Below are 25,080 nucleotides of genomic sequence, written 5' to 3' on the forward strand. Positions count from 1 at the left end.
GCCCGCGCGCCGCCACACACGGGCCCTGCCTCCCCCGCGTACACCTCAACCAGCGACATCATCAACTGGCTGTAACCGAACGGCATATGTCGCATCAGGCAGCCTGGACCAAAACGCACCACTCCGGTATAAGCCGACGCCACCCTCCACCAGGGGTGGAACACTCCGTGACCGACAGCCACTTCGGCGCCGACCACTGGAGCGCCCACCCCTCGCGGAAGAACTTCTGCGCGATGCATTGACGAAACAAGTGCGCGGTCCTAGCTTCATCGCGTCGTACTTCGTACGTCATATATGAGACGTGATACGCGAGATGTGAGAGCGCCCATGGCCTTCGCTCCGAGTCCGATTCCCTCCCGCACCCAGTTCGTTCTGGAAGCGATCAAACACGGCATCCTGACCGGTGGTCTCAGCCCCGGTCAGGCCCTGGTCGAGACCGAACTGGCCGCGCGGTTCGGGGTGTCGAAGACTCCGGTCCGAGAAGCACTCAAGACCCTCGCCGGTACCGGCCTCGTCGTGATGAGCCAGTTCAAAGGGGTCACCGTGCGCACCGTCGACGCGGCCATGGCCCACGAGGTGTACGACGTACGGCTGTTGCTGGAGCCGGAGGCGCTACGGCGCTCCCTCGCCCGGCACGCCTCGCTGGACGCCGCCCGCGACGCCCTGCTCAGGGCCGACGAGGCGGTGGACCGGGCGGAACGGTCCCTCGCCAACCGGGAGTTCCACCGCGAGCTGTATCTCTCCTGCGGCAACCCGATGCTGACCCGGATGCTCGACGAGGTACGCGACCAGGCCGCGCTCGTCTCGACCGTCGCCTGGGCCGCCGATCCGTCCTGGGCGCGGGAGGCCGACGAGCACCGGGAGATCCTGCGCCTCGCGCTGGCCGGTGACGCCGCCGGCGCCGCACTCGCCCTGCACGACCACATCGCCTCCTTCGTACGGCGGGCGTTCCCCGAGGGAGACCGCATATGACGAGCCGTCCGCCCGCTCGTACGACCGGCCCCGGTCTCGACGCGTCGCGGGACGCGCTCGCCGATGTCGTCGCGATCCCCGTCACGCCCTTCGCCGACGACGGCACCATCGACACCGAGGCGCACCGGGCCCTGCTGCGCCGGCTGATCGACGGCGGGGTGCGCACGCTCACGCCGAACGGCAACACCGGTGAGTACTACGCGCTCAGCCCCGACGAGCGCCGTACGGTCACCGAGCTGACGATCGACGAGGCGGCCGGACAGGCCGCGATCCTGGTCGGCGTCGGCCTGGAGGTGCCGACCGCCGTGGCCGCCGCCGAGCACGCCCGGGACGCCGGCGCCGCGATGGTGATGGTCCATCAGCCGGTGCATCCGTATGTCTCGCAGGACGGCTGGATCGACTACCACCGCGCCGTCGCCGAGGCGGTGCCGGAGCTGGGCGTCGTGCCGTACATCCGTGATCCGCGGCTGCCCGGCGAGAGCCTCGCGGAGCTGGGGCGGCTGTGCCCCAACGTCATCGGCGCGAAGTACGCCGTCCCGGACGCCGCGCGCTTCGCGGCCTTCGCCCGGGACGCGGGTCTGGAGCGGTTCGTCTGGGTGGCGGGACTCGCCGAGCTGTACGCGCCCTCGTACTTCGCGGGCGGCGCCACGGGCTTCACCTCGGGGCTCGTCAATGTCGCCCCGGCCGTCTCGCTGGGCATGCTGGAGGCGCTTCGCGCCGGGGACTACGACACCGCCATGAAGGTCTTCGAGCGGATCCGGCCCTTCGAGGACCTGCGCGCGGCACGGCAGTCCGCCGACAACGTGACCGTCGTCAAGGAGGCGCTCGCGGCGCTCGGCCTCTGCCGGCGCGACGTGCGCCCGCCGAGCCGGGTACTGCCCGAGCCGGTACGCGCCGAGGTCGCCGCCCTGATCGCGGGCTGGCCGACATGAGCGGGCCGGCGGACATGACGACACCCGAAGCGACCACCACCGACGCCACCGCCACCGGCCCCGCCACCAGCCCCGGCCCCGGCCCGGTCGCCCCCGAGGACCTGCGCAGCCACCAGTGGTACGGCACGGACGGGCTGCGCTCCTTCAGCCACCGGGCCCGCACCCGCCAGCTCGGCTACCTCCCCGAGGAACACCTCGGCAAGCCGGTCATCGCGATCCTCAACACCTGGTCCGACATCAACCCCTGCCACGTCCACCTGCGCGAACGCGCCCAGGCCGTCAAGCGCGGCGTGTGGCAGGCCGGCGGATTCCCGCTGGAGTTCCCGGTGTCGACGCTCTCCGAGACGTTCCAGAAGCCGACCCCGATGCTCTACCGCAACATGCTCGCGATGGAGACCGAGGAGTTGCTCCGCTCCTACCCCGTCGACGGCGCCGTCCTGATGGGCGGGTGCGACAAGACCACACCGGCGCTGCTGATGGGCGCCGCGTCCGTGGACCTGCCCACCGTCTTCCTGCCGGCCGGGCCGATGCTCCCCGGACACTGGCGAAACGTTGTCCTCGGCTCCGGCACCGACATGTGGAAGTACTGGGACGACAAACGCGCCGGGCTGATCGGCGACTGCGAACTGGCCGAACTGGAGAACGGCCTCGCCCGCTCCCCCGGCCACTGCATGACCATGGGCACCGCGTCGACCCTGACGGCCGCCGCCGAGGCGCTGGGCGTCACGGTCCCCGGAGCCTCTTCGATCCCGGCCGTCGACTCCGGACACGAACGGATGGCGGCCGAGTCCGGACGGCGGATCGTGGACCTCGTGCGGCGCGGGCTCACGCTCTCGAAGATCCTCACCGCCGACGCGTACGAGGACGCCGTCGCCACCGTCCTGGCGCTCGGCGGCTCCACCAACGCCGTCATCCACCTCATCGCGATGGCCGGCCGCTCCGGCATCACCCTCACCCTCGACGACTTCGACCGGGTCGCCCGCACCGTGCCCGTACTCGCCAACCTCCGTCCCGGCGGCGCGTATCTGATGGAGGACTTCCACTTCGCCGGCGGACTGCCCGGCTTCCTGTCCCGGCTCACCGACGTCCTGCATCTGGACCGCCCCACGGTCGCGCACGACACCCTGCGCGAACAGCTCCACGGCGCCCTCGTCCACAACGACGACGTCATCCGCACCCGTGACAACCCGCTCGCCGACGAGGGCGGCGTCGCCGTGCTGCACGGCAACCTCTGCCCGGACGGCGCCGTCATCAAGCACATCGCCGCCGAACCCCATCTGCTGCGCCACACCGGACCCGCCGTCGTCTTCGACGACTACCGACAGCTCCAGAGCACCATCAACGACCCGGCGCTCGCCCTCACCCCGGACCATGTGCTGGTCCTGCGGGGCTCCGGCCCCAAGGGCGGCCCCGGTATGCCCGAGTACGGCATGCTCCCCCTGCCCGACTATCTGCTCAAGCGGGGCGTACGGGACATGGTCCGGCTCTCCGACGCCCGTATGAGCGGCACCAGTTACGGCGCGTGCGTGCTGCACATCGCGCCCGAGTCGTACGTCGGCGGGCCCCTCGCCCTCGTCCGCACCGGCGACCTCATCACCCTCGACGTCGAGGCGCGCAGCCTCCATCTCCACGTGAGCGACGAGGAGTTGACGAACCGGCGGGCCGACTGGACGCCGCCGCCCGCCCGTTACCAGCGCGGCTACGGCGCCCTCTACCAGGACCAGATCACCCAGGCCGACACCGGCTGCGACTTCGCCTTCCTGGCCCGGCCCGGAGACGTACCCGATCCGTACGTGAGCTGACACACGCGTCGGCACGGCCGGAACGCGCACCGCGGCCGGCACGCACACCCGCTTTCACCGAAGGACTTCACCGAAGGAACGGAGAACCGGTCATGGCCTCAGCTGTGGCGCAGGACTCGTCAGGCGCCCCACCAGGGGCTCCGAAGAAGCCGGGGTCCCGCAGAAAAGGCACGGGGCTCTCGCCGCGCCGGCTTCCGTATCTGCTGATCGCCCCGGCCGTACTGCTGATGGTGGGCTTCATCGCCTATCCGATGCTCAGCGTCTTCTACTACAGCCTGCAGAACTACAACGCCACCAAGCCCTGGCGGAACGGCTTCGCCGGCCTCGACAACTTCAGGCGGATCTTCACCGACGACCCGCTGTTCTGGGACAGCCTCGTCTTCTCCGGCAAGTGGGTCTTCACCGAGGTCACACTTCAGCTCGCCCTCGGTCTGATCCTCGCGCTCCTCGTCAACCAGACGTTCGTGGGCCGGGCAGCGGCCCGCGCGCTGGTCTTCTCGCCCTGGGCCGTGTCCGGCGTCCTCACGACCACCATCTGGCTGCTGCTCTACAACCCCTCGACGGGCGTGGGCCGTTATCTCGCCGACGCGGGCATCGGCACCTACGGCTCGTCCGTGCTGTCCGACACCGGCACCGTCTTCTGGGCCGCCGTACTGGCCGAACTCTGGCGCGGGGTGCCGTTCTTCGCGATCCTCATCCTCGCCGATCTCCAGTCCATCCCCGGGGATCTGTACGAGGCGGCCTCGGTCGACGGGGCGGGCAGGCTGCGTCAGTTCATCCACATCACGCTGCCCCATCTGCGGGACGCGATCATCCTCTCCACGCTGCTGCGCGCCGTGTGGGAGTTCAACAACGTCGACCTGCTGCTCACCCTCACCGAGGGCGGTCCGGCGGGCGTGACCACCACGTTGCCGCTGTACGTCGCGGTCACCGGGTTCGAGGCACACGACTTCGGCTACGCCACCGCGCTGACGACCGTCGCCTTCGGGATCCTCCTCTTCTGCTCGATTCTCTATCTGCGCCTGAGCAAGTTCGGAGGCGATCACAAGTGACCGCGGTCATGACCGGGAAGGGCACGTCCCCGGTGTCCGCGGGCGGCAGCCGCAAGCCGCCCTCGGTAAGGAGGAAGCGGCGCGAGCGCGCCTTCGACGAGGTGCCCCGGTGGCAGATCTATCTGCCGCTCGGCCTGTATCTCCTCTTCACCCTCGTCCCCTTCTACTGGATGGTGCTGTTCTCGCTGCGGCCCGCCGGCTCCACGTCGCTGGTGCCGTGGCCGATGACCTTCGACCACTTCGAGAAGGTCTGGAACGACCGCAGCTTCTCCGTCTTCTTCCAGAACAGCGCGCTGATCGGCGTGTTCACCCTGATCTGTACGACGGGGGTGGCGCTGGCCGGGGGTTACGCGCTGGCGCGCTTCAACTTCCGTATCAAGCAGGGCTTCATGCTGGCGCTGCTGTGCTCGCAGTTCATCCCGGGCGCGCTGATGCTGGTGCCGCTGTTCCAGATCTTCAAGAACCTCTCGCTCATCAACTCCCCGCTGAGCGTGGTCATCGCGGAGACCGTCTTCCAACTGCCGCTCTCCATCATCCTGATCAGCGGCTTCATCAAGAACGTGCCGTACTCCCTGGAGGAGGCGGCCTGGGTGGACGGCTGTTCACGGCTCCAGGCGTTTCGCATCGTCGTCCTGCCGATGCTGCGACCGGGTCTGATCGCCGTCGGTTCCTTCGCCTTCGTCCACAGCTGGAACCATTTCCTCTTCGCCCTGATGTTCCTGATGGACCAGGACAAGCAGACGATCCCGGTCGGCCTCTCCACCCTGATCGGCGCGGACAGTGTCGACTTCGGCGCGCTGGCGGCCGGCGGTGTGATCTCGGCGGTGCCGGTCGTCATCGTCTTCGCCTTCATACAGAAGTGGCTGATCACCGGCTTCAGCGCGGGGGCGGTGAAGGGATGAGCCTGCCCGTGGTGCTCGCCGGGGCCCGCGGCCACGGCCGCTCGCATCTGCGCAACATCCACCGGCTCGAACAGGCGGGTCTGGTACGGCTCGTGGGCGTCTGCGAGCTGACCCCGCTGTCCCCGGCGGAGCTGGCCGGTTTCGAGGCCCCCGAGCAGTCCGCCGATCTCGGTGGACTCCTGGACCGTACGGGCGCGGCGGTCGCCGTCATCTGCACCCCCATCCACACGCACGCCGATCTCGCGCTCACCGCCGCCGCCCACGGGGTGCACACCCTGCTGGAGAAGCCGACCACCACCTCGTACGCGGAGTACGAGCGGCTGCTCACCGGGCTGGCTTCGAAGGGCACGGCCTGCCAGATCGGGTTCCAGTCGCTCGGGTCCCATGCCCTGGGCCCGATAAGGGAGTTGGTCCGGAGCGGCGCGATCGGCCGGCCGCGCGGGATCGGGGCGGCCGGGGCATGGGTACGCGACGACGCCTACTACCGGCGTGTCCCCTGGGCCGGGCGGCGCTCCCTGGACGGCCGGGACGTCATGGACGGGGTGCTCACCAATCCGCTGGCGCACGCGGTCGCGACAGCCCTGCGTGTCGACGGCAGCGACCTGGCCGAGTCCGTCACCGGAATCGAGCTGGAGCAGTTCCGGGCCAACGACATCGAGGCCGACGACACGAGCTGTCTGCGGCTGACGACGGCGGGCTCCACCCGGATCACGGTCGCCGTCACGCTGTGCGCGGAGCGGAACGCGGAGCCGTACGTCGTCATCCACGGCACCCGGGGCCGCATCACCTTCTGGTACAAGCAGGACCGGGTGCTCGTGGAAGCCGAGGGCCGGGAGCCGGCCGAGACGGTGTACGGGCGTACGGACCTGCTGGAGAACCTGCTCGCGCATCTGCGTGAGGGCACGGACCTTCTCGTACCGCCGCACCGCACCGGGGCGTTCATGCGGATCCTGGAGGCCGTCAGGACGGCGCCGCCGCCCGCGCCGCTGCCCCCGGACGCCTGGTACGAGGCGCCCGGTGGGACGGGGCCGCGCCGGATCGTCAAGGGCATCGACGCGCTGGTCACCGAGAGCGCCGAGACCCTGGCCACGTTCTCGGAACTGGGCGCCGGCTGGGCCGTGGGCGAGGCCGGGCCGCCGACGACGGACGCGACGGTGCTGCGCTGCGCCGGCCGCGCCGTGGCCCACTACGTCCACCGGCCGCGACTGCCCGCGACGCTGTCCCCGCGCCCGTATCTGCATCCCGTACGGACCTTCGGCGGCCGGGTCGTCACCGAACTGCGCCCCGCCGACCACGCGCACCATCTCGGGGTCTCCGTCGCCGTGCCGGACGTGGCGGGCGTCAACTTCTGGGGCGGCCGTACCTACGTACGCGACCGGGGCCCGGTGGCGCTCGACAACCACGGCGCGCAGGAGCACACGGGCCGGCTGCGGCGGGAGTCCGACGGCCGCGAGCAGGAGCTGTCCTGGACCCGCGAGGGACGCGAACTCCTCAGTGAGCGGCGCACGTTGAGCACACGCGCGCTCTCCGCCGACGCCTGGGTCCTCGACTTCACCTTCACGCTGACCAACGTGTCCGGCGAGGACCTGTCGATCGGCAGCCCGGCCACGAACGGCCGGCCGGGGGCGGGTTACGGCGGGTTCTTCTGGCGGGCTCCCAAGGAGGGCCCGGCGGATCCGCCGCCCGAGGTGTTCACCGCGACCGCGAGCGGCGAGGACGCGGTGCACGGGAGCACCGCGGAGTGGCTGGCGCTGGCGGGCCGGGACTGGACGCTCGTCTTCGCCGGGGCCGACGAGCGGACACGGCGGGACCCGTGGTTCGTACGCACCGGCCAGTACCCCGGTGTGGGCTCCTCGCTCGCCTGGGAGCGACGGCTGCCGCTGGCGGCGGGGGCCGTCGTCTCGCGGCGCATCCGCACGGTCGTCACGGACGGCCGGCTCGACCGGCCGGCCGCGGCGGCCCTCGCCCTGGAGGCGGCCACCCGCCTCCCCGACATTCGTATCACCGGCTGACCCGCACTCCGGAACAGACCCCTCGGAAAGACCCTCAGAGAGAAGAGCCGATCATGACAATCCCGAAGGCGAACAGAGGGCGGACGGTCGCGGCCGTCTCCCTGACGACGGTGCTCGCACTGGCGGCCACCGCGTGTGGCGACGACGGCAGCGGCGGTAGCGGCAGCGAAGGATCCGGCAAGGGTGAGATCACCCTCTGGGACAACAACACGGGCGAGCGCCGGGACATCTGGGCGCAGATCATCGAGGACTTCGAGCAGCAGAACAAGGACATCGAGGTCAAGTACGTCGGGCTGCCCATCGACCAGGTCCAGCAGAAGTACGACACGGCGATCGACGGCGGCGGGCTGCCGGACGTCGGCGGCGTCGGCACCGCCTATCTCTCCAACCTGGTGGTCCGGGAGGTCCTGGAGCCGGTCGGCGGGCGTATCGACGCCGGCCCGCTCAAGGGCAAGCTGGTCCCGTCGATGGTGGACAGCGTGAAGGCGGCGGGCGGTCGCGGGGACGAGATGTACTCGGTGCCCAGCTCCACCAACAACGGCACGCTGTGGTACCGGACGGATCTGTTCGCGCGGGCCGGTCTTGAGCCGCCGACCACCTGGGACGCCTTCTACGAGGCCGCCGAGAAGCTCACCGAGCCCGGGACGGACCGGTTCGGCTACACGATCCGCGGCGGCGCCGGGTCGATCGCCCCGGCGCTGGACGCCATGTACGGGCAGTCCGGCATCACGTCCTTCTGGAAGGGGGACAGGACGACGGTCAACGACCCGAGGAACGTCGCGGCGCTGGAGAAGTACGTCGCCCTCTACAAGAAGGTGACGCCGTCCGCCGACGTCAACAACGACTTCATCAAGATGGTCGCGCAGTACGACAACGGCAGTATCGGCATGCTGATGCACAATCTCGCCTCGTACCAGGACCATGTGAAGTCGCTGGGCGAGGAGAAGTTCAAGGGCCTGCCCTATCCGGCGCGGGCGAACGGCGAGCGGGTCCAGGTCTCCAACCCGGTGGACGGCCTCGGTCTGTTCAAGAACAGCAAGAACAAGGCGGCGGCCTGGAAGTTCATCGAGTTCGCCGCCTCCCACAAGTCCAACAGCGCGTGGAACGAGTCGGCGGGCTCCATACCGGCGAACACCGACGCGGCCGGCGACGCCTGGATCCAGCGGGCGGAGCCGACGGCGGCGGCGATGAAGGCGCTCAGCGACGGCTCGACGAAGATCGTCGACCTGCCGTACTACCTGCCCGACTGGAACACGATCAGCAAGTCCGGCAACGAGCCGAACTTCCAGAAGGTGCTGCTCGGCGACATGTCCGCCAAGGAGTTCGCGGACAAGGTCGCCGAGGAACTCAACGCCGCCCAGGCCGAGTGGAACGAGCAGATGAAGAAGTGACCCTGGGGCCCGGACCAGGGACCCGGGCCCCAGGCCCCGGCCGACGCTCCCGTACGCGTGAACGAGTGATCACTTGATGGGGTATCCGGTGGGCGAGAACGCCTGCCACCGGTCACTCTGCTGTCAGGGCCGGGCACGCGTGTGTCCGGCCGTGGGGCAGAGGGGTGGGGACCGTGGGCTTGCCGGAGGACGACCGTGGCGACGGTGACAGCGGGGGCCGGCCCGTTCTTCTGCTGGCCGGGCTGGCGGATCTGGCGCTGAGCACGTGCGGGTCGGCGCTGAAGGCGGCGCACGGTCTGCTGGGCCGCTCCGACCTCGGATCCCTTGCGGCGCAGGGCAGCCGGGACCTCCAGGCACGCGGCCGGCTGGCCCTCGACCGCCTCGGGACCGACCGTCTCGGCACCGACCGTCTCGGCACCGACCGTCTGAGCGTCGATCTGTTCAACGCCGGGGGCGAGGCGCACATGGAGGGGCTCGCGCGCCACGCACAACGCCGGGCCGCCGCGGACGCCGCCACCGCGGACGCCTCGTCCACGGACGCCGCCGCCGGTGGCACCGGTGCCTGAGCCGGGCGAGCAGGCGGCGCTGAAGTCCCGCGTCGACCGGGAGCTGGAACGGTTCGTACAGGCGGAGGCCGAGGCCCTGCTGGCGCTGGACGACGAACTGGCGCCTCTCGTCGATGTCCTGACGGCCGTGACCGCTCGCGGGAAACGGCTGCGCTCGGCCTTCTGCTACTGGGGCTGGCGGGCGGCGGGCCGGCCGGACAGCGACGCGATGGTACGAGCGGCGGCGAGCATGGAACTCGTCCACGCCGCCGCGGTCGTCCACGACGACATCATCGACGACAGCGATCTGCGGCACGGCCTGCCGACCGCCCATGTCGCTCTGCGCGGCGCCTTCTCGGGCGGATCGCGCCCCAAGTCGCGGGCACGGTCGATGGCGATGCTGGCCGGGGATCTGCTGATGGCGTGGGCCGGTCAGATGTTCGCCGGCTGTGGACTGCCCGCGGCCTATCTGGGTCAGGCCCGTGGCCTGTGGGCCGTGCTGGCCCGCGAGTTGATCGCCGGGGAGGCGCTGGAGATCCTGCACCCCGAGGGTGAGCCCGACGTACGGCGGTCGCTGAAGGTGATCCGGTACAAGACGGCGAAGTACACCGTCGAGCATCCGCTGCACATCGGTGCCGGACTCGCCGGCGCCGATCCCGTCCTGCGCGAGGTGTTCACCGACTACGGCCTTCCGCTGGGTGAGGCGTTCCAACTGCGGGACGACCTCATCGGGTTGTTCGGCGAACCGGCGACCACGGGCAAGTCGAACACCGACGACATCTCCGCCGCCCGTCCCACCACGCTGCTCGCCCTCACCCAGCAGGCGGCCACCCCCACCGAACGGCGCGAGTTGACGGCTCTCCTGGGCCGCCGCACCCTGACGGCCCCTCAGTTGGGGCGCGTCCGCGCCGTCGTGGAGAGCACCGGGGCGCGCGAGCGCGTCGAGCACATGATCACCGAGCGGGTCGGGCTCGCCGTCGGCGCGCTGGGCGGCGCCGGGATTCCCGACCTCGCCCACCGCTCGCTGACGCACCTGGCCACCGCGGCCACGAGCCGGCCCGACTGACCCCACCGGCCCCACCGACCCGACTGACCCGGCTGACCCGACCGCCTGACCGACCTGACCGGCCCCTCCGACCACCGACCACCGACCACCGCCCGCCGCCCGCCGCCGGTTCCGGATCCCCCATCTCTCGAAAGGGCCGACCGTGGCCTACACCGAACAGTCCCTCGACGCCCTGCGCGGGTACGGTGACGAACTCGCCGACGCCACCGTCGCGACCCTCTTCGAGCGCGGCGAGGTCGGCACGTACAACTCCCTCATGCGCTACGTCTCCCACGCCGGTCAGGACCTCCCCGACGGCCTGCCGGAGGTGGCCCGTGAGTATCTGCACCAGACCGGCGGTCCGCCGGCGTGGGTGGACTGGGACGAGATGGAGAAGGCGCGGCTGTTCTTCATCGACAACAACGTGCACATCTCCACCGCACTGTCCTTCGCGTCCATGCCCGCCTGTTACGTCGTACCGCACATCGCCAAGCTGCTGTCGGCGACCCACTCGCTGAAGTACCCCTCGAAACGCATGGCCGAGACCGGTCAGTTCACGGTCCTTCTCATGCAGCCCAACGCCTTCGAGGCGGGCAGCCGGTTCATCCCCGCCGCCCAGAAGGTCCGGCTCCTGCACGCGTCGATCCGCCATCATCTGCGGCGCGAGGGGCGCTGGGACGTGGCGGGTCTCGGGACGCCGATCTGCCAGGAGGACCTGATCGGCGGGCAGATGATGTTCTCCATCCAGGTGCTGGACGCCCTGCACCGCCTCGGCATCCATATGAGCGTGGACGGGGCGGAGTCGTACTACTACGCCTGGCGGGTGGTGGGCGCCATGCTCGGCGTCGACCAGGACCACGCGCCCGCCGATCTGGACGCGGCACGCCACTTCTCGGATCTCTACATGTCGCGCCACATGGGCCCCAGCCCGGAAGGCGTCGATCTCACGCGGCAGTTGATCGGCCTGTACGAGGAAGTGGTGCCCGGCACGCTCCTCGATCCGGTCGTGTCCGCGCTCATCCGCCATCTGATGGGCGACACGAGCGCCGACTGGCTGGAGGTGCCGCGCACCCGGTGGGACACGCTCGTGAAGGTGGTCCCCGTACTGCTGAATCTGCTGGAGACCGTCGAGGACCGCTCGCCCTACGGCGCCTGGGCACTGGACAGGATCGGCCACCTCACGACCGTGCTCGAACTCTCCTCCCTCACACGCGGCCGCGTCATGCACTACGCCGTCCCCGAGCAGCTCAAGAAGGATTACGGCCTCTCCTCCGCCGTTCCGCGAACACGCCGCTGGACTCCCCCGGCCCCTGTTTTCCCGAGCGCCGGGTAAGGACGCCTGATCGGCAACTGATCCACCCGGTCACTCGTCTTGATGAGCACGGTCGAGCGAATGGGAAGCCATGGTGGAGCAGGTGCGGGAGGACGCGGGCGCGGACGCGCGGGACACGCCGGTCTGGTGGGCCCGGCGGCGGGGACGGGTGCTCGCCGCGCTCGCGGTACTGACCGCCGCGCTCCTGGCGTTCCACCGGGCGGTGCCGAACTTCCCCGGCCGGCTGGGCAGTTCGCTGGAGGCGTTCCTGCCGTGGCTCGGTCTGGTGGTCGTGGTGCTGCTCGCTCTGGCGCTGCTGCGCCGTTCGGTCCTCGCGCTGGTCGCGCTGCTGCTGCCGGTGGCGGCGTGGACGTATCTCTTCGGCGGGCTGTTCCTGCCGGGTGCGGAGGCCGACTCGTACGACCTGGTCGTCGTGCAGCACAACGTCAGCGACGAGAACACCGACCCGGCGGGCACGGCCCGTGCCCTGGCCGCCGCCGACCCCGATCTCATCGCGCTGCAGGAGCTGGTGCCCCCGGCGCTCACGGTCTACGAGAAGACCCTCGCGCCCGACTACCCGTACCACGCGGTCCGGGGCACCGTCGGGCTCTGGTCGAAACATCCGCTCACCGGCACCCGGCTGCTGGACATCAGACCCCGGGGGATCGCGGCGGGGTGGAATCGGGGGCTGCGGACCGTGGTCGACACGCCGCACGGCGAGATGGCGGCGTATGTCGCGCATCTTCCCTCGGTCCGCTTCCGGGCGAGCGGCCTCGCGTCGGCCTCGCGTGACGAGAGCGCCGGCCTGCTGGGCAGGGCCGTGGCCGCCGAGCGGACGGACGCGGTGGTGCTGCTGGGCGACCTCAACGGCACGGTGGACGACCGCGGACTGGCTCCGCTGACCTCACGGCTGAACGTGGCGGAACGGGGCTTCGCCCTCAGCTTCCCCACCGCCTTCCCGCTGGCCCGGATCGACCAGGTCATGGCCCGCTCGGCGACCGTCGCCCACATCCGCACCCTGCCCGCGACGGGCAGCGACCATCTGCCGGTCGCCGCCGGGATCACCGGTCTCGGTACGGAGCGCTGAACCGTGTCCGGTAAGCCCCTGTGGATGCGTCCTCACGCGTGCGGGAGCGGCAGACCCGTGTAGTTCTCGGCGAGTTCGGCCGCCGCGTGCGGTGACGAGGCGATCCGGTCGAGCTGGGAGATCTGGAGGCGCGTCTCGAAGTCGCTCCGGCCGGGGTCGGTGTGGAGCGTGGTGGTCATGAAGTACGAGAAGTGCTCGGCGCGCCACACCCGGCGCAGGCAGGTGTCGGAGTACGCGTCGAGGCGGTCCGCCGAGCCGGTCTCCGCCCGGTGCGCGAGGGCGCGCGCGAGGACCACGACGTCGGCGGCGGCCAGGTTGAGTCCCTTGGCGCCGGTGGGCGGCACGATATGGGCGGCGTCGCCCGCGAGGAAGAGCCTCCCGTAACGCATGGGTTCGGTGACGGAACTGCGCATCGGCAGGACGGACTTGGCGGTGATGGGTCCGCGCCGCAGCCGCCACGCTCCGCCGACGGCGAAGCGTGCGTCGAGTTCGTCCCAGATCCGTCCGTCGGGCCAGTCGGCGGGGTCGGTGCCGTTGGGCACCTGCAGATAGAGCCGGCTGACGTGCGGCGTACGCATGCTGTGCAGCGCGAAGCCGCGGGGCGAGTGTGCGTAGATCAACTCGTCGCAGGAGGGCGGGACTTCGGCGAGGACGCCCAGCCAGGAGTAGGGATAGACGCGCTCGAAGGTACGCCGCAGGGCCGCGGGGACGGCCTCACGCGCCACTCCGTGGAACCCGTCGCAGCCCACCACGTAGTCGCAGGTGAGGGTCCTCTCCTGGCCCTCGTGGGTGTAGCGGACGACGGGCCGGTCCATGTCGGCGTCTTCGACGGTGTGCGCCCGCGCGCCGAAGAACAGCGGCGCGCCGTCCTCCAGTCGCAGCGCGATCAGGTCCTTGACGACCTCGGTCTGGGCGTACACCCACACGCGGCGCCCGCCCGTGAGCGAGGGGAAGTCGACGCGGTGACTCCGGCCGTTCCAGCGCAGCTCGATGCCGTCGTGCACCAGGGCTTCGGCGTCCAGGCGCTGTGCGGCGCCGACGGCGCGCAGGGCGTCGACGGTGGCCTGTTCGAGGATGCCCGCGCGCTGGCGGCGCTCGACATGGGCGCGCTCCCGGCTCTCCAGGACAACGGAGTCGATGCCCGCCCGGTGCAGCAACCGGGCGAGGAGCAGCCCGGCCGGGCCGCTGCCGATGATGCCGACGGTGGTGCGCATGGACGACGCCTCCAGCCTGTTGTTCGCGTGGTGAACTTTGCTTCATTCATCGGCCCGGCCGGAATGTTCCGCCCGCCACGGGCTCCTGTCAACGGGACCCCGGCGGATTTCCGACGGGTCGCCGACGGGTCGCCGACGGGTCGCCGCGCTTCCGGACGAGCCCTGTCACAACCCTTGTCATCCGTTCGGAACGCAATGTATACATTGCGCTCAACGAACGAGGGCCGGCCCAGCCCGCCCTCCCCCAACCGCCGGCCAGAGGTGAGTGCCATGCCAAGAAGTGGTCCCAGCGGGCTCCGGATCAAAAACCGGATCAGGAAGCTGTCAGTGCCGGTCGCGCTGTCGGTGACACTGCTCGTCGCCACGGCCTGCGGCTCGGGACAGGGGTCCGGGGACGGGGACGGGGCGATCAAGGTCGGCGCCTCGCTGCCGCTGTCCGGCCCGGTCGCCGACTCCTCGAAGCCCGCCTACGAGGCGTACAAACTCTGGCGCGACGAGGTGAACGAGGAAGGCGGGCTGCTCGGCCGCGACGTCGAACTCAACGTCCTCGACGACGGCTTCGACCAGAACACCGTCGTCACCAACTACAACCGGCTGATCAGCCAGGACCGCGTCGACCTGCTCCTCGGCACCTTCTCCTCCAAGCTCAACCTGCCCGCCTCGTCGGTGGCCGAGCGCAACAAGATGCTCTACGTGGAGCCGTCGGGCGGCGCCGAGGAGATCTTCAACCGGGGTTACGACTACCTCTTCTTCGCGCAGCCCAGCACCTCGCTCAGCCTGCCGGACCAGTTCCTCGCGCTCATCGAGTCGCTGCCGGCCGACCAGCGGCCGAAGACCGCCGCCTATCCGACCCAGGACGATCCCAACACCGACGTGGCGATCGAGGCGTTCCGCACCGCGCTCACCAAGCTGGGCGTCAGAAGCGTCTACCACAAGAAGTACGCGCCGGAGACGGTCAACTTCGACCCGATAGCCGACTCGGTCGCCCGCGCCAAGCCCGACCTGATCGTGCACGGCGCCGTCAGCGCGGACGGGGTCGGCTTCGTCAAGGCGCTCCAGAAGCAGGAGTTCAGCCCCAAGATGCTCTTCCAGACCAACAGCCCCAGCGTCGTCCAGACGTTCGGCAAGGGGGTCGGCGAGAAGAACACCGAAGGCGTGTTCACCATCACGGCCTGGAGCCCGAAGGCCACCTACCCGGACAACGAGCGCTTCGTGAAGGACTACACGGCGAAGTTCGGTACGGCTCCGACGGAGGACGCCGCCAACGCCTACACCGCCGGTCAGGTACTGGAGGCCGCGGTCAAGGGCGTGGGCAGCCTCGACCAGGACAAGCTCCGCGACTGGCTGCGTTCGCACACGGTGCAGACGATCGTCGGCCCGCTGAAGTGGGACGACCGCGGGGTGCCGGACGGCGACATGCTCCTCGCGCAGTGGCAGGCCGGGAAGCTCGAATTCATCCTCCCCGAGAGCCAGAAGACCGTGGACGGCATCGTCAACCCGAAGCCCGGGTGGTCTTGATGGGGCAACTCGCCCAGACGCTGATCCTGGGGCTGCTGGTCGGCGGCGTGTACGCGCTCGCGTCGTCCGGGATGAACCTGATCTTCGGCGTGATGAAGGTGGCGAACCTCGCCCAGGGCGCGATGCTGATCCTCAGCTCCTATCTCACCTACTCCCTGTGGGAGGCCACCGGCCTCGACCCGCTGATCCTGGTGCTGCTGACGACGCCCTCCCTGCTGCTGGTGGGCTGGGTGACGTACTACCTGGTCGTCGAGCGCTCCCGTACGACGGACGCGTCGATGGCGCTGGTGACCACCTTCGGACTCGCGCTGGTCACCAAGGGAGTGGTCGCGCTGGTCTGGGGCAACGACCTGCACTCCGTCTCGCCGGGGTACGCCAACCGCTCCTTCTCCGTGCTCGGGATGAAGCTGCCGCAGGCGCAGGTGTACGCGACGATGGTCGCCGCCGTCGTGCTCCTCGCCCTGTACGTGCTGCTGACCCGCACCTGGCTCGGGCGCTCCATCCGGGCCACGGCGACGAGTTCGGAGGGCGCCCGGCTCATCGGTATCGACGTACGAAGGACCTGGGCGGCCTCGTACGCGATCGGCATCGCCGCCGCCGGGGCGGGCGGTTCGCTGCTGAGCGTGCTGTACCCGTTCATGCCCAGCTCGTCCGACCACTGGATCGGGCTGCTGCTCTCCATCATCGTGCTCGGCGGCATGGGCAGTCTGCCGGGCAGCATCCTCGGCGCGCTGGTCATCGCGGTCGCCGAGTCGCTGACCACGACCTATGTCTCACCGGACTGGGCGAGCGCCGTGCCGTACGTGGCGATCATCGCGGTGCTCGTCGTCCGTCCCCAAGGCCTGCTGGGCGCCCGGCTGCGAGAGGACATGAGCCGCGCATGAACGTGCCACGCATCAACGCCGGGAACACCTGGGCGACCCCGCGCCGGCTCCAGGCCACCGCCCTCACTCTCGCGGTGACGGTCCTGGTCCTCTTCCCCGTCGTCTCCGACAACGCGTACTACCAGAACATGGCGATCATGGCTTTCCTGCTGGCCGTCATGGCGTCCGGCTGGAACATCATCTCCGGGTACACCGGTTACGTCTCCCTGGGACAGAGCGCCTTCCTCGGCATCGGCGCCTATACGACGGCCCTGCTCTCGATCCATCTGGGCTGGTCACCGCTGCTGGCCGCGCCGGTCGGCGGTCTCACCTCGGCCGCCGCCGCCCTGCTGCTCGGCCTCGTCGGACGGCGTACCCGGGGCATCGCCTTCGTCATCGTCAGCTTCGCGTTCCTGGAGTTCGCGGCGCTGCTGGTGTCCAACTGGTCGTCCCTCACCAACGGCAACCACGGGCTGGCGCTGCCGCTGCCGTCGTGGGACCGCGCCCTGCTCAACATCCCTTTCTACTACGCCCTGTTGGTGCTGCTGATCCTGACGGTCTGGGCGTCGTGGGCCATCCGGCGGTCCACGTTCGGCATCGGGCTGCTCGCGATCCGCGACGACGAGTCGAAGGCCGACGGCGTCGGGGTGCGCACCGACCGGTACAAGATGCTGGCCTTCGCGGCCAGCGCGCTCCCCATCGGGATGGCGGGCGGGGTGTACGGCTACTACATCTCCTTCCTGGAACCGGCGGCGATGTTCGACATCGTCATCGCGATGCAGATCCTGCTGGCCGCGCATCTGGGCGGGGTCGGCACCCTGTGGGGTCCCGTGCTGGGCGCGTTCCTGCTGGAACCGCTCAACCAGTTCACCAACCAGACGCTCAGCGGACCCGACGCCGGGTCCTGGCGAATGATCATGTACGGGACGCTGCTGGCCGTGATCGTGCTCTTCCTACCCCGGGGCATCATCACGGAGACCCGCGCGTGGCTGTCACGGCGTCGCGGTACGGCTCCTCAGGCGCGGGCGGGGGTCCGGCTCACCGACGTACCGGCCGTCCTGCCGGCGCCGTCGGAGCCCCGACGGCCGAGCGAACTCCCCACCGGTGAGCCGCTGTTGCGGGTGAGCGGGCTCGGAAAGGCGTTCGGCGGGGTGAAGGCGGTCGACGACTGCTCGTTCACCGTGCGGGAGGGGTCGATCACCGGGCTCATCGGCCCCAACGGGTCCGGCAAGACCACCGTGTTCAACCTGCTCGACGGCAGCCTCGGCGCGGACAGCGGCACGATCGAGCTGGCCGGGCGGCGTGTCGACCGGCTGCCGCGATGGCGGCGCGCGCACTCCGGGCTCGCCCGTACGTTCCAGGCGACCCGGGTCTTCCCCCGGCTGACAGCACTGGAGAATCTGGCCGTGCCGAGCCGGTCGTACTCGACGCGCGGGCTGCGCGCCGGGGTGTTCAGCGGCGAGGAGGCGGAACGCGCCCAGGAGTGGCTGGAGTTCGTCGGCATGGGCGCGTACTCGCACCACCTGGCGGGCGAACTGTCCTACGGACAGCAGAAGTTGATCGAGCTGGCGCAGGCCCTGGTCCTGGAGCCGAGGCTGCTGCTCCTGGACGAGCCCGCGGCGGGCATCAATCCGGCGCTCGTCGACCGGATCACCGACATCGTCCGCAAGCTCAACGAGGCGGGCACGACCGTCGTGATCGTCGAGCACAACATGCCGCTGGTGCTGTCGCTGTGCGACCACATCCATGTACTGGCGCAGGGTCAGGTGATCGCGAGCGGCCCGCCCGGCGAGATCGAGCGGGACCCGGCCGTCCTGGACGCGTACCTCGGGGACGGCCGACCGGCCATGGCGGGCACGAAGGGAGCGACCGAATGATCACCTTCAAGGGTCTGGTCGCCGGTTACGGACGGGCCGGCGACATCCTGCGCGGAGTCGACTTCACCGCCGCCGAGGCCGCCATCACCTGTGTCGTCGGCCCCAACGGAGCGGGCAAGTCAACGGTGTTGAAGGTCTGCAGCGGTCTGCTGGCACCGCGCGACGGCCAGGTGACGCTCGACGGCGAGGAGATCGGGCACCTGTCGCCCGCGCACATCCTGCGACAGGGAGTCGTCCAGGTACCGCAGCACCACGGTCTGTTCCCGTCGCTGTCCGTCCGGGAGAACGTGCTGCTCGGCGCGTACGTACGCAGGAAGGAACGCGACCGCAACCGCCGCCGGTACGACGAGATCGCCCAGATCTTCCCGATCGTCGCCGAGCGGGCGGCGGAGAAGGCGGCCGCGCTCTCCGGCGGTCAGCGCCGCATCGTCGAATTCGCCCGCTCCCTGATGCTCAGCCCCCGGGTGGTCCTGCTCGACGAGCCGACCCTCGGCCTCGACCCCAAGGCGTGCGCGCTGATCGAGGAGTCGGTCCTCCGGCTCAAGGAGCAGGGGGTGACGGTGCTGATGGTCGAACAGAACGTGCGCTTCGGGCTGGCCCTCGCGGACGACGCCGTCGTCATGGAGGGCGGCCGGGTGATCCACACGGGACCGGCGGACACGCTTCTCGCGGACCCGGACATGGCGCAGCTGTTCTTCGGCGGGACGGCGCGGCCGGCCGAGCGGGAGGCCCGTGCGTCACGGCTGTCCGAGCCGGCGGCCCGTGCCTCACGGCTGTCCGAGCCGGCGGCCGTGACGAGCCCCGTGACCCACGACGTGGAAGGCGACAAGGCGACATGACGAGTACCGACGGCGTCCACGACGCCCGGCTGACCGAGATCCAGACGCTGCCGACCTCCGGTGCCCGCGCCGCGCAGCCCTTCCGGATCGGTGACGCCGAATTCCTGGCGATCCCCCAGCTCGCGTACGACATCCCCGGCGCGCCCGCGCACATGAACGGCGGTGACAGCGAGACGAACCTGCGGCTGCTGCGCCGCGCGGGTGAACGGTTCGTACCGTGGCGCGAGTTGGCGGCGCCGGGCGGGGAGGACGCCGAGTTCTTCACCGTGGGAGAGCGGTCGTTCCTGGCCGTGGCGAGCATCCGTACGGGGGCGGGCCCGTACAACTACACAGCGCCGTCGACGGTGTACGAGTGGGACGGCGAGGGCTTCGTGCCCTTCCAGGTCTTCGACACCTTCGCCGCCAAGCAGTGGCGGCACTTCACCATCGGCGACACGCGTTTCCTCGCGCTGGCTCAGGGGGTGGCGGTGCCGGGGAAGGAGGCGGAGAACCGGCCCTCCGTCATCTACGCGTGGGACGGTGACCGTTTCGCCCACTTCCAGGACATCCCCTCCCGGTGGGCGTACAACTGGCACGCGTTCGACGTGGACGGCGCCCACTTCCTCGCGCACGCCGATCATGTCTCGGCGAGCGTGCTGTACCGGTGGGACGGGACCCGGTTCACGGCCCACCAGGAGCTGGCCGACACGGCGGGGCGGGCCTTCGCGACGTTCGCCGACCCGGCCGACGGCACCCTCCACCTGGTGGTCGCCCGTATCGACGACGGCTCCCGGGTGCTGCGCTGGGAGGCCGGCTCCGGGCGCTTCGTGGAGCACCAGCGGCTGGCGGGGGCGGGCGGCCGTGAATTGGCGGTGGTGCGGACCCCGAACGGGCTCCATGTCGTCCGGATCAACTTCATCCACGGCACCCCGGCCGATCCGACGACCGCGCTGCGCTCGCAGATCTACCGCTGGGACGGGGCCCGGCTGGAGACCGTGGCGGAGTTCCCCACCACCGGCGGCACCGATGTCGCCGTGCTGGACGACGGGTCGGCGCACCCGCTGCTGGTGGTGACCAACTCCCTGAGCGCCGACCGGCGTTTCGCCGCCGAGAGCGTGGTCTACCGCTTCGGGGGCTGAGCCCGCCCGTACGCCGAGCAGCCGTACGCGCCGGGTACGCCGAGTGCCCCGACCGCCCGTCTCCCCCCGCCCGCAGCAATCGGAGAGAACGCACCATGGCCTCATACGAGAGTCCTGAACTCATCGACCTGTTCACCACCTACACCGCCGGCCCCGACTCCATCGGCGCGCATCTGCGCGAGGCCGCCACGCGTGCCACCGACGGCGATCCGCTGCTCGTCGTGACCGGCGCGGACATGGCTCTCTACCCCGGCGACGGCCGCGCGCCGACCGTGCTCGGCTTCCGTCTGTCCACCCGCGGTTTCAAGGAACTCGCCGCCGTCTCCCACCTCGGCCCCGCCCTGGCCTCGCTGGTCGCCCTGCGCGAACAGGACCCCGGAGGCGACGGCGACGGCCCGGCGGTGTGGCGGGCGGACGCGGAGCGACTGCTGAGCCAGGTACGGCGCTCGCGCGCGGCCAACAGCCCCGTACTGTGGCGCGACGTCATCGCCGCGCCCGCCTACACGGGCCGGGAGCGCGCCATCGCGGCGATGGTCGACCACACCTGCGCCATGACCGAGCGCTATCTCGTCCGGTGCCTCGACGACCCCTCGTATCTCAACCACCGCACGCTGCGCGAGAGTTATCTGGAGGACAGCGACGACCCGGCACAGCCGGTGTCCTTCAACCGTGTCATGGTCGCCACGTTCTTCCTGGTCGGCATGGACACCGCCCATCGCCTCATCGCCTGGTGCGACAGCCAGGCGATCGACTGGTCCCGCACGATGGTGGTCATCGCGGGTCAGCAGGGCCGGCCGACGGCGGGGGTGACCTGGCGCACGAGCAGCGTCGCGGCGATCGTGCTCGCCGCCTCGCGGCACGAACTGCCCCTGGACCGGCTGTACATGGCGCCGCACGCCCCCGTGTTCCGCACTCCCGTCGACGGCGACGTCACCGAGGTGGCCGCGCTGGAGCCGGTCATGCGCGCCCTGTGGTCGGGGACCCGGGCGACCGTCGAACTCGGCGCCTCGATGTTCGACGGCTATCCGGCGTTCTCCCCCGGCGAGTACGGGGAGAACGGCGGGGGCGGCGGCTACGGCGGGGGCGAACGCGGGACGGCCGACGAGACCGCCACGGTGGCCGAGATGCCCCCGATCCGCTCCGCCGACGACTGGTTCACGCTGGTCACCCGGCTGCGCCTGGTCATGGAGGACCCCCGCCAACTGCTCTCCGGCGCCGTCAGCGACTACGCCGCCCAGCAGCTCGTCGCCCACGACAACGACCCCCTCGCCATCACCGTGCCCGGTCTCGACGGCGAGCCGTATCCCGAACCCCGTTACGGACAGGGCGGGTTCGAGGACGACCGCACCACGAGCGGAGCCGGCGCATGACCCCCACCACGCACCCCGCCCCGGCGCGCGGTCCGTTCCTGGACCGCCTGCACGCGGGCGAGTTGACCCTGATGCTGGGAATCCGTACCAGCCGGACGTCCGACGTCGTCCAGATCGCGCACTCGACCGGCCATCACAGCATCATGGTCGACCTCGAACACTCCACCATGTCGACCGACGTGGCCGCCCAGCTCTGCGCCGCCGCGGGCAGCCTCGGCATGACCGCGCTCGTACGGGTCCCCGAGCGCGAGTACGGCATGATCGGCCGCCTGCTGGACGGTGGCGCGCACGGTGTCGTCGCGCCGCGTATCGAGACACCCGAGGAGGCCGAACAGGTCGCCCGCGCCTGCCGTTTCCCCCCGCGCGGCCAGCGGTCACAGACCACGATGGTCCCCCAACTGGGCCTGCGCCCCACGCCCGCAAGGGAGTTGAACCCGGCACTCGACGACACCACCGTCGTCCAGGTGCTCCTGGAAACACCGGCCGGCATCGCGAACGCCGACGCCATAGCCCGGCTTGACGGTGTGGACCTGCTCGGCATCGGCGCGAACGACTTCACCGCGGAGCTGGGCGTGCCCGGTGAGTACGGGGATCCACGGCTGCGCGACGCGGTCGTGACGGTCGCCGAGGCGTGCCGGCGCCACGGGAAGCTGCTGATGATCGGCGGTGTCGCCGACCGGGCGGTCCTCGACTCCCTCCTCACGATCGGCGGCTGCCCGCTCCGGCTGACCGGGACCGACACCGCGTTGCTGTATCAGGCGGCCGCCGCCAACGCCCGTAACGAGAGGGAGACCCGCCATGGCCCCATCGCCCCTTGAGACGACGCCCATGCGCGCCGCCGAGACCAACACGAAGCCGCGCTTCGCGGTGCCGCCCGACAGCTGCGACACGCACTTCCATGTGTTCGAGCCCGGATACGCCCATGTGCCCGATCCGCTCTACACGTTCCCGGACGGCACGCTGGAGCAGTATCTGGCCCTGACGCGACAACTCGGCATCCGGCGCATGGTGCTGGTCCAGCCGACGTACTACGGCACCGACAACAGCCTGCTGCTCCATGTGCTGCGCGCGGCGGGGCCCGACTGCCGAGCCGTCGCGCGCGTCGAGGACGACGCGGGGGTCGAGGAACTCGACCGGCTGCACACGGCGGGAGTCAGGGCCGTTCGCCTCGATCTCTTCGCCCGCGCCACCTGGCCGACCGCTGACCTCGTCGCGTACGTCCGCCGGATGGCGGTCCTCGCACGGCAACGCGGCTGGCACCTCCAGTTCTACGCGCCGGGCACGGTCGTCCGGGATCTGCTCCCTTTCCTCGCCGACCTGGAGGACCGGTTCGTCATCGATCACATGGGCTACATGAAGGAGTCGGACGGGCTGACCCGGGCCGACTTCGACCGGCTGCTGCGGGTCATGGACGGAGGCCGGTGCTACATCAAGCTGTCCGGTCCCTACCGGATCGCCAAGGACAAGCCCCTGTCGGTGGCGGAGCCCATCGGACGGGCCCTGGTCGCGGCGCGCCCCGACCGGCTCGTCTGGGGCTCGGACTGGCCCCATCTGCCGGACGGCGGGCGCGACACGGGCGAGTTGCTGAACCTGCTCGCGGACTGGGCGCCCGACGAGGCCGACCGCAGTCGGATACTGGTCGAGACGCCCGCGAGACTGTTCTTCGCGGACTGACCGCCGGCGTCGTCGGGCGCTCCGGCGCCGTCCGGTTCCGCCCCGCGCCGCCGTTCCGGTCGTGCCCCGCGTTGCCGTGAGGGTGGAATGCAATGTATACATACAGCATGCCTTCACCCCGCGACCGTTCCACCGAGCGACCAGGGATGCACAACCAGGCCGAACTCGCCTACCGGCGACTGCGCGAGCGACTTCTGTCCGGCCAGAACGACCCCGGCGACCGGCTCACCGAACTCGACCTGTGCGAGGAACTGGGCATGAGCCGCACCCCGGTCCGCGAGGCGCTGCGCCGCCTCCAGAGCGACGGGCTGGTCACCTCGACGGGCCGGGGCGTGGTGGTCAGTTCACTCTCGCCGCAGGAGATGCGGCATGCCATGCAGCTCCACGGCGCCCTGGACGCGCTGGCCGCGAAGCTCGCCGCGACCGCCCAGCGTGACGGCCAGTTGTCGCCCGCCCAGCTCGGCGAGTTGAAGGACGCGTCCCGCCACGCGGCGAGGAACGCCGGGGACGGCGCGACCGCCGCCGACGCGTGGCGCGCCAATCTCGACTTCCACATGCTGCTGGCGCGGCTGTCGGGCAATCCTCTGCTGGAGGACGCCCTCGACCGGATCTGGGCGAGGTTCGCGATAGTCAGCCGCACCAACATCAACCGGCGCCGGGATCTGTCGCCCGGCCAGCACGACGCGATCGTCCGGGCCATCGTCGCCGGGGATCCGGAAGCGGCGGAGGCGGCGGCGGCCGAGCACGTGCACGAGGCGGCCACGGCGTCCGACGAGGCCGACCAGTCCGACGACAGCGGCGGCGACTCCGGTACCGCCTCCGACTCCGGTACCGCCGAGCACGACGTCAACTGAACACCCGGGAATCCGCCCCTGCCCCGCACGGGATGTCCGAGGGAAGTCCTTGAAACTTTGAGAAAGTCTTCCCGGGCTTGAACACCGCGTCCCAGCGGTGCGTACCCCTAAGGAACCGGCCGCCGGAGCCGGGCACGGACAGGGAGCAGACATGACGGGAACGCAGGGCACCGCGCCGACGGCCACCGGCCGGACGGTGGCACGCCGTACGGTCGTCGCGGCGGCGGGCGCCGTCGGCCTGGGCGCGGCACTCGTCGCCTGCGGCTCGGACGACTCGGCGGACTCCGCCGCCGAGAAGCCGGCGGGCAGCGACGGCGCGAACGGCGACAGCGGCAGTGGTGACGGCGGGTCCGGCGGGCAGGGAGAGGTGCTCGCCAAGACCGCCGACATCCCGGAGGGCGGCGGCAAGGTCTTCGAGGACAAGGGCGTCGTGGTCACCCAGCCGGCGGCCGGTGAGTTCAAGGCTTTCTCCTCCGTGTGCACCCACTCCGGTTGCACGGTGGGCGACATCTCCAACGGCACCATCACCTGCCCCTGCCACGGCAGCCAGTTCGACGCGGCGGACGGCAGCGTGAAGAAGGGCCCGGCGAACAAGCCGCTGGGCGCCACCGCGATCACCGTCGAGGGAGACTCGATCTCGCTCGCCTGACAGCCGGTCAACTCTTCGGCGGCTCTGCGGACTTCACGACCTGGGCCGCCTC

General features: G+C 70.6%; 21 protein-coding genes and 2 pseudogenes. 22 read left to right on the top strand and 1 reads right to left on the bottom strand.

The window, feature by feature from the left end:
* Positions 1-327: 327 nt before the first annotated feature.
* The 12 genes and pseudogenes from ACFUN8_RS15520 to ACFUN8_RS15575 all read left to right on the top strand — a co-directional run bounded on the left by ACFUN8_RS15520 (position 328) and on the right by ACFUN8_RS15575 (position 13,052).
* Entirely contained in the window at positions 328-972 is a 645-nt protein-coding gene (locus ACFUN8_RS15520; RefSeq protein ID WP_383636619.1) for a GntR family transcriptional regulator, read from the top strand.
* Positions 969-1,904 (top strand): dihydrodipicolinate synthase family protein, encoded by a 936-nt coding sequence (locus tag ACFUN8_RS15525; RefSeq protein ID WP_383636622.1) that lies wholly within the window; start codon positions 969-971, stop codon positions 1,902-1,904. The genes ACFUN8_RS15520 and ACFUN8_RS15525 overlap by 4 nt, the downstream gene beginning before the upstream one ends.
* A 14-nt stretch (positions 1,905-1,918) precedes the next feature.
* Positions 1,919-3,706, top strand: coding sequence for an L-arabinonate dehydratase (gene araD, locus ACFUN8_RS15530; protein WP_383636625.1), 1,788 nt, complete (start codon positions 1,919-1,921; stop codon positions 3,704-3,706).
* A gap of 104 nt (positions 3,707-3,810) precedes the next feature.
* Positions 3,811-4,758 carry a carbohydrate ABC transporter permease gene (locus tag ACFUN8_RS15535; RefSeq protein WP_383636675.1) on the top strand — a complete coding sequence of 316 codons (948 nt, stop codon included), beginning with the start codon at positions 3,811-3,813 and terminating at the stop codon, positions 4,756-4,758.
* Positions 4,759-4,766: 8 nt separating this feature from the next.
* Positions 4,767-5,660 (top strand): carbohydrate ABC transporter permease, encoded by an 894-nt coding sequence (locus ACFUN8_RS15540; protein ID WP_383636678.1) that lies wholly within the window; start codon positions 4,767-4,769, stop codon positions 5,658-5,660.
* Positions 5,657-6,778: pseudogene (locus tag ACFUN8_RS15545) on the top strand (Gfo/Idh/MocA family protein); the annotation flags it as partial. The gene ACFUN8_RS15540 and the pseudogene ACFUN8_RS15545, both read left to right, overlap by 4 nt.
* Positions 6,779-6,823: 45 nt before the next feature.
* A pseudogene (locus tag ACFUN8_RS15550) lies at positions 6,824-7,672 on the top strand (PmoA family protein); the annotation flags it as partial.
* Between the two features lie 53 nt (positions 7,673-7,725).
* The gene (locus ACFUN8_RS15555) at positions 7,726-9,063 is read left to right on the top strand and encodes an ABC transporter substrate-binding protein (RefSeq protein WP_383636628.1); all 1,338 of its coding nucleotides are present in this window, start codon (positions 7,726-7,728) and stop codon (positions 9,061-9,063) included.
* A gap of 173 nt (positions 9,064-9,236) precedes the next feature.
* On the top strand, positions 9,237-9,629 hold the full coding sequence (locus ACFUN8_RS15560) for a hypothetical protein (RefSeq protein ID WP_383636631.1): 393 nt from the start codon (positions 9,237-9,239) through the stop codon (positions 9,627-9,629).
* Positions 9,622-10,674, top strand: coding sequence for a polyprenyl synthetase family protein (locus ACFUN8_RS15565; protein WP_383636681.1), 1,053 nt, complete (start codon positions 9,622-9,624; stop codon positions 10,672-10,674). The genes ACFUN8_RS15560 and ACFUN8_RS15565 overlap by 8 nt, the downstream gene beginning before the upstream one ends.
* 142 nt (positions 10,675-10,816) lie before the next feature.
* Positions 10,817-11,986 (top strand): oxygenase MpaB family protein, encoded by a 1,170-nt coding sequence (locus ACFUN8_RS15570; RefSeq protein WP_383636634.1) that lies wholly within the window; start codon positions 10,817-10,819, stop codon positions 11,984-11,986.
* A gap of 70 nt (positions 11,987-12,056) precedes the next feature.
* Positions 12,057-13,052 carry an endonuclease/exonuclease/phosphatase family protein gene (locus ACFUN8_RS15575; protein ID WP_383636635.1) on the top strand — a complete coding sequence of 332 codons (996 nt, stop codon included), beginning with the start codon at positions 12,057-12,059 and terminating at the stop codon, positions 13,050-13,052.
* Positions 13,053-13,084: 32 nt separating this feature from the next.
* Here ACFUN8_RS15575 and ACFUN8_RS15580 read toward each other — a convergent pair whose 3' ends face one another.
* Complete coding sequence (locus ACFUN8_RS15580) at positions 13,085-14,266, bottom strand: 4-hydroxybenzoate 3-monooxygenase (RefSeq protein ID WP_383636638.1); 1,182 nt, start codon at positions 14,264-14,266, stop codon at positions 13,085-13,087.
* A gap of 327 nt (positions 14,267-14,593) precedes the next feature.
* Here ACFUN8_RS15580 and ACFUN8_RS15585 point away from each other — a divergent pair, with 327 nt between their 5' ends.
* From ACFUN8_RS15585 to ACFUN8_RS15630, 10 genes are all read left to right on the top strand, one after another.
* The gene (locus ACFUN8_RS15585; protein WP_383636641.1) at positions 14,594-15,784 is read left to right on the top strand and encodes an amino acid ABC transporter substrate-binding protein; all 1,191 of its coding nucleotides are present in this window, start codon (positions 14,594-14,596) and stop codon (positions 15,782-15,784) included.
* Positions 15,784-16,668 (top strand): branched-chain amino acid ABC transporter permease, encoded by an 885-nt coding sequence (locus ACFUN8_RS15590; RefSeq protein ID WP_383636644.1) that lies wholly within the window; start codon positions 15,784-15,786, stop codon positions 16,666-16,668. The genes ACFUN8_RS15585 and ACFUN8_RS15590 overlap by 1 nt, the downstream gene beginning before the upstream one ends.
* Complete coding sequence (locus ACFUN8_RS15595; RefSeq protein WP_383636647.1) at positions 16,665-18,524, top strand: ATP-binding cassette domain-containing protein; 1,860 nt, start codon at positions 16,665-16,667, stop codon at positions 18,522-18,524. Before ACFUN8_RS15590 ends, ACFUN8_RS15595 begins: the two co-directional genes overlap by 4 nt.
* Entirely contained in the window at positions 18,521-19,363 is an 843-nt protein-coding gene (locus tag ACFUN8_RS15600; protein WP_383636651.1) for an ABC transporter ATP-binding protein, read from the top strand. The genes ACFUN8_RS15595 and ACFUN8_RS15600 overlap by 4 nt, the downstream gene beginning before the upstream one ends.
* Entirely contained in the window at positions 19,360-20,481 is a 1,122-nt protein-coding gene (locus ACFUN8_RS15605; RefSeq protein ID WP_383636654.1) for a hypothetical protein, read from the top strand. Before ACFUN8_RS15600 ends, ACFUN8_RS15605 begins: the two co-directional genes overlap by 4 nt.
* 95 nt (positions 20,482-20,576) lie before the next feature.
* Positions 20,577-21,851 carry a DUF5624 domain-containing protein gene (locus tag ACFUN8_RS15610; RefSeq protein WP_383636657.1) on the top strand — a complete coding sequence of 425 codons (1,275 nt, stop codon included), beginning with the start codon at positions 20,577-20,579 and terminating at the stop codon, positions 21,849-21,851.
* The gene (locus ACFUN8_RS15615) at positions 21,848-22,669 is read left to right on the top strand and encodes an HpcH/HpaI aldolase/citrate lyase family protein (protein WP_383636660.1); all 822 of its coding nucleotides are present in this window, start codon (positions 21,848-21,850) and stop codon (positions 22,667-22,669) included. Before ACFUN8_RS15610 ends, ACFUN8_RS15615 begins: the two co-directional genes overlap by 4 nt.
* Positions 22,650-23,525 carry an amidohydrolase family protein gene (locus ACFUN8_RS15620; RefSeq protein ID WP_383636663.1) on the top strand — a complete coding sequence of 292 codons (876 nt, stop codon included), beginning with the start codon at positions 22,650-22,652 and terminating at the stop codon, positions 23,523-23,525. Before ACFUN8_RS15615 ends, ACFUN8_RS15620 begins: the two co-directional genes overlap by 20 nt.
* A 107-nt stretch (positions 23,526-23,632) precedes the next feature.
* Positions 23,633-24,379, top strand: coding sequence for a GntR family transcriptional regulator (locus ACFUN8_RS15625; RefSeq protein ID WP_383636666.1), 747 nt, complete (start codon positions 23,633-23,635; stop codon positions 24,377-24,379).
* Positions 24,380-24,530: 151 nt separating this feature from the next.
* The gene (locus tag ACFUN8_RS15630) at positions 24,531-25,028 is read left to right on the top strand and encodes a Rieske (2Fe-2S) protein (RefSeq protein ID WP_383636669.1); all 498 of its coding nucleotides are present in this window, start codon (positions 24,531-24,533) and stop codon (positions 25,026-25,028) included.
* The last annotated feature ends 52 nt before the right edge of the window (positions 25,029-25,080 follow it).

This window comes from Streptomyces sp. NPDC057307, assembly GCF_042667665.1.
Classification (GTDB): Bacteria; Actinomycetota; Actinomycetes; order Streptomycetales; family Streptomycetaceae; genus Streptomyces.